This window comes from Stenotrophomonas sp. HMWF023, from assembly GCF_003060985.1.
GTDB lineage: Bacteria > Pseudomonadota > Gammaproteobacteria > Xanthomonadales > Xanthomonadaceae > Stenotrophomonas > Stenotrophomonas lactitubi.
This window is the reverse complement of record NZ_QAIJ01000123.1, coordinates 1-4298: the sequence shown is the minus strand read 5'-3', so window position 1 is coordinate 4298 and position 4298 is coordinate 1. Positions and strand designations below refer to the sequence as shown.

Here is a 4298-nt window from a genome sequence, read left to right as displayed (position 1 = left end):
GGAAAGGTGAAAAACAGGAACGTGGCGTATACCGCAAGCAGTGGATATCGACAACTGTACTTCATTACCCATCCGAACAGAGCTCCAGCAAGAATTACACCCGGCAACCCACCCCACACGAAGAAGGTTACGCCAGGAAATCCTCCATTTCCGGGAATAGGAATATGCTTCATTGCCGCAAAGTTTATGTATGCGGACTCATCAACCATGGATGATGGAAGGAAAATAGAAAGCGCCACATTCATCATTGACTGCACGGCAAACTGAAAGTCAAAGATGCCGTCATGCACCAGCTTCATGTAAACAGCAGAGGAGTATATGACGCCACCCTGATTGTTCCGCATGGAACCATCATCACTAATATTAAATATAATCTGCGCGAAGCTCTGCCCCGACTCGCCAACCCTGAATAGAGCCAATAACGATAGCGCAACAAATCCCACGCCGAATATGAGTGCGACCTGTCGAACATTCTTAGGTCGAATGTAGAGCAAGAGAATTGCGAAGGCCACCATGGAAGCGGGCAGTCGCTTACCAAAGTAGAGCGGCGTCAATACAAACGCTGCTGCCGCAATGATCAAAACTCGCCGTCTAGCAGCGCCCTGCCCGGAATAGCAGTAGGCAACCAGAATCAGAATGAGAACATACTCGAACAGAATCGAGGAGCCACTCAGCTCATAGTCATACGATTGTTCAAAAATGTTTCCCTGAATGGAGCTTGCTGCGATCACAAGGCAGGCGAACATCGCGATGATTGCCGACCAGAACACTACTGCGCTGTCCCTCCGGGGATAGTCAACCACGGTCAATGGTCGCGAATTTCCCAGCACCAAGAAGAGACTGGCAAGAAAAATTCCCTGAGCAGCAAACGCTTGCGCGATAAAGGTTGAATTTACGTTCCAATAGAGGTAATGGATATCAACCCCAAGGAAAACCGAGAACAACCAAAATATTGGATAAGTAACCGAGAAGAGCAGCAAAAATGAAAGCTCTATCGATTTCGAAAGAGCGCGAAGTTTCAGGATGTGATATCCAACCAGGCCTGCCGGGACAACAATGCTACCAAACAGGCCATCGCCGATAAAAAGCCCAATAACGAAGAACAGAGCAAACCCTGCGTCAATTAATTTGCGGGCACTCATCCTCATCCTCCGACAACCAAAGCGGCGATCAGGCAGTACAACACGATAGAAACTGCGAGCATATATGGATTCGCAAGGAGAACTCGATCAACAAGGTAGACATATACGGTCAATGAAAGGCGAAGAGCGAAGTAGAAGAGTCCGCCGAGAAATGCAAACGACACCAAGCTGCCCGCTGATGCTGCAAGCCACTTCATCCACACAAACACGCACATGAGGGTCATTGCAAGAATCAAGGCTATCCTCGCACGGCCATTGATCTGCATATACTCGAGTACCGGCCCGCATGCACTGGAAAGTGCCAGCCCTGCGGATAGGACAATAACCGCAGCCGGAAAATCGGGGCCAGCAACCCCCAGCACCATAGGGATGAACGGCGAAATGACCGCGATCCCGATGAGTGCGGCGCAGGAGAGCAATAGGGTACGCTTCTGCAGCGACCTGACTTGACCCTGGCGGCCCGTGTCATTGGCCAGGGAAAGAAGCATGGGTTCGGATGTCTTCGACATCGCCATTGCGGGGAACATCGCAGTAAGCGCGAGCATGTAGACCAAATCATACTCGCCGGCCGTTTTGACGCCCATCACGGCATTGATGATGAGGACATCGACACGATCGACCGCCGCAAGCAGCGCTACCGGCAGTCCGATCATCACCATCTCAGCGAGTATCGATCTGGCGCTGCCGGAGGTCTTTGCCAGCTCTGAGCCGCCGCACAACACCCCCCGGACGTGTTTCCACAACTGCATCAGCGACGCGCCCTGCGCGATGAACATCGCAGCAGACGCGGAGACGGCCGTGGGGTATAGCCAAGCGAATCCAATAAGAAGCGGGGCACGCAGAAGCCTCTGATAGAAATTCAGGTGGATCTGCGCATGGGCTGGCGAACCGGTATGCCGCCAGATTGTGTTTGCCAAGTTGTAGCAGATGGTCAGCGGAACAAGCAGCACGCCCAAGGCGAAGACAGGGAACCCCACAGTTCCCGCGAAGGCATAGCGGGCGAGCACTGGGTAAGCCAGGAGCAGGACAGCTACGCCGACCAATGCGATCGTCATGACCATCCGGACCGTCCTGGACACGCCCGCCAAGTCACCCTTCTGGATCAAACGGCTGATCAGGCGCTCGCCGCCCAAAGCCAGAAACGGGATCATCAGTGTCGAGAAGTTGGCCCCGACTCGAAACTCACCAAACTCCACAGGACTGATGAGGCGAGTCAGCCACAACGTCGCGCCCAACATCAGCGCGTTGCCGAGCAGGTTCGAGGCCACTCCCAAGTAGATGCCCTTTGCCGTCATCCAACTACTGCCCTAGCCAAATCAGCACTCTTACCGTCTCCCGTCTCAACGACAGATGCCATCAAAGCGTCCGCGATACCAGACGCCGCAATCAAATCCGTATCCAGCATGTGCCCTTCGATGAAATATTGATCTCTCATCTGCGCGACGATCGCCCCTGGATCGCAGCCCCCCAGCAGCTCCGAGACACGCTTGTTCTGGATCAGTTCGATGGATGCCGCGAGATTCGCTTCCGTGCGCACGCGAACGATCCCCGGCAGGTGATCGTAGAACGCCCGCCCGAGCAGGATCGCTGGGACATTGGACATATAGGCGTCGAAACCGGTCATCGAATTGACTGTCACCACGACCGCCGCGACCGACAGATCGTCCTTCAGCTCAGCGCTCGAAAGCCCGACCTCCGGGGTCGCTGAAATGAATTCGTATAGCTCTGCACTGTACTTGCGCCTATACAGGGGATGCTCGCGCACGAGGACGCGTCCGCCGCGTTGGCGGACAGCACGAACCACCAACTCGACGAACTGGGCATCACCAAGACCCAGAGGGTTGTGATGGATATTGTTCGCATCATCCGGGACCTGCAGTGCCACCAGCACACACGGCCCGTCGACTGCGCCCGTCGGTTTTGCCGACTCCAGGCAGGCTGCGTAGCGCGGCTCCGGGCATCGCGGCATCGGTAGTGTTGCCCATTCAACAGGCAGCCGTGATATCACACCCAGCGAACGGGACAGGGCGTGATCCAGCGCTCTGAACACCGGGTTGCGCTTGAAGCGGTCGCGCTTCTGCGGCGCTTCTGCCGAGTAGCCTTCACCGGTCAGCGCCGCGATGTCATACCGGAAGGAGCAATTTGCGTTGACTCCCAGCGGATCAAGAATCGTCGTGCCACCTGGCCCCTGCTCGAAGTGGAATTTCGGCACATCAGGCCAATCGCGGGCCAGGCAGAAGGACAGCGCTTCGCAGGCAATCCGGGTGTCGCCGGACATGATCACGCGGTCTGGACGGAACTCGCGCAGGATCTCAGATACCGCGTTGACGTACTTCGCCGCACGTTGGCGGACGCGTGCGTCAGCCTGCCTGCCCCCACCCGAGAGGATGTAGGAGTGATACGCACCAATTCGATCCAGTTCGACATCTTCGACCGAAGCACATGCCGACGAAGCTCTCGTCGCCTCCCACGGAAGCAGGCGAACTGACTTCCGCTCAAGCGCCAGATAAAGGTAGGCGCTTGGAAACAGCGCGAGGTGAAGGAACTCTGCCTCACTGTCCCGCAGCCTGACTTCATCTTCCATGGCAGAAAAGAAGCGGGCAAAAGTATCGTAGTAGACGACGGTGAGGTACTTCATGCTCGGTAGCTTCTATTGAGAGAGCGTTCGCACGGGGGGATGGCGTGACGCGTCACTGGGCCGGCCCGGTCAGTTTCCAAGAACGCGCAACACCCAGTTCCTGGCGGAAAGCCCGACACGAACCGATTCTGCGTGGGGGATCCCCTCGCTCTGAAGGAACTCCCGGGCGACTTTCGGTGCACGCCGGTCAATCAGGTACATGCCTTTCTGCGAGTAAACCTCGTAGTTGACGATATCCTCGTTCGTCGTCACCAGCAGCCGTTGGGCGCCGATCGCCTCGATCGTCCGCATCGTCAGACCCAGCTGGCCAGGCCTGTTCACATCGATCACCGCACGACTCTCGGCGATACGGTCAACCACTTCGGATAGCGGCATTCCCTTGAAATCGATGTACTTCCTGGCGAATCGGCGGAAGCCCCCATCGAACAGGGAGCGCAACCGGAAGAGCATGCGGGACGGGTAATAGCAGTAGACGAATACTCTCATCCCATCCTTCTCGAGCTGCTCGATGATCTGCT

At 56.2% G+C, this 4298-nt stretch carries 4 protein-coding genes; all 4 read right to left on the bottom strand.

The window, feature by feature from the left end; all coding sequences use genetic code 11:
• A partial coding sequence (locus tag DBR20_RS06450) for a hypothetical protein (protein WP_146186961.1) occupies positions 1–1142 on the bottom strand: 1142 nt, incomplete at its 3' end.
• 2 nt (positions 1143–1144) lie between these two features.
• Positions 1145–2437 (bottom strand): oligosaccharide flippase family protein, encoded by a 1293-nt coding sequence (locus DBR20_RS06445; protein WP_108265601.1) that lies wholly within the window; start codon positions 2435–2437, stop codon positions 1145–1147.
• The gene (locus tag DBR20_RS06440; RefSeq protein ID WP_108265600.1) at positions 2434–3780 is read right to left on the bottom strand and encodes a hypothetical protein; all 1347 of its coding nucleotides are present in this window, start codon (positions 3778–3780) and stop codon (positions 2434–2436) included. Before DBR20_RS06440 ends, DBR20_RS06445 begins: the two co-directional genes overlap by 4 nt.
• 69 nt (positions 3781–3849) lie before the next feature.
• A partial coding sequence (locus tag DBR20_RS22065; RefSeq protein WP_219927794.1) for a hypothetical protein occupies positions 3850–4298 on the bottom strand: 449 nt, incomplete at its 5' end.

Bases quoted from the DNA above. Each gene is read 5' to 3' on its own strand.
- DBR20_RS06445 (WP_108265601.1), bottom strand. From the start codon at position 2,437: ATGACGGCAAAGGGCATCTACTTGGGAGTGGCCTCGAACCTGCTCGGC.
- DBR20_RS06440 (WP_108265600.1), bottom strand. From the start codon at position 3,780: ATGAAGTACCTCACCGTCGTCTACTACGATACTTTTGCCCGCTTCTTT.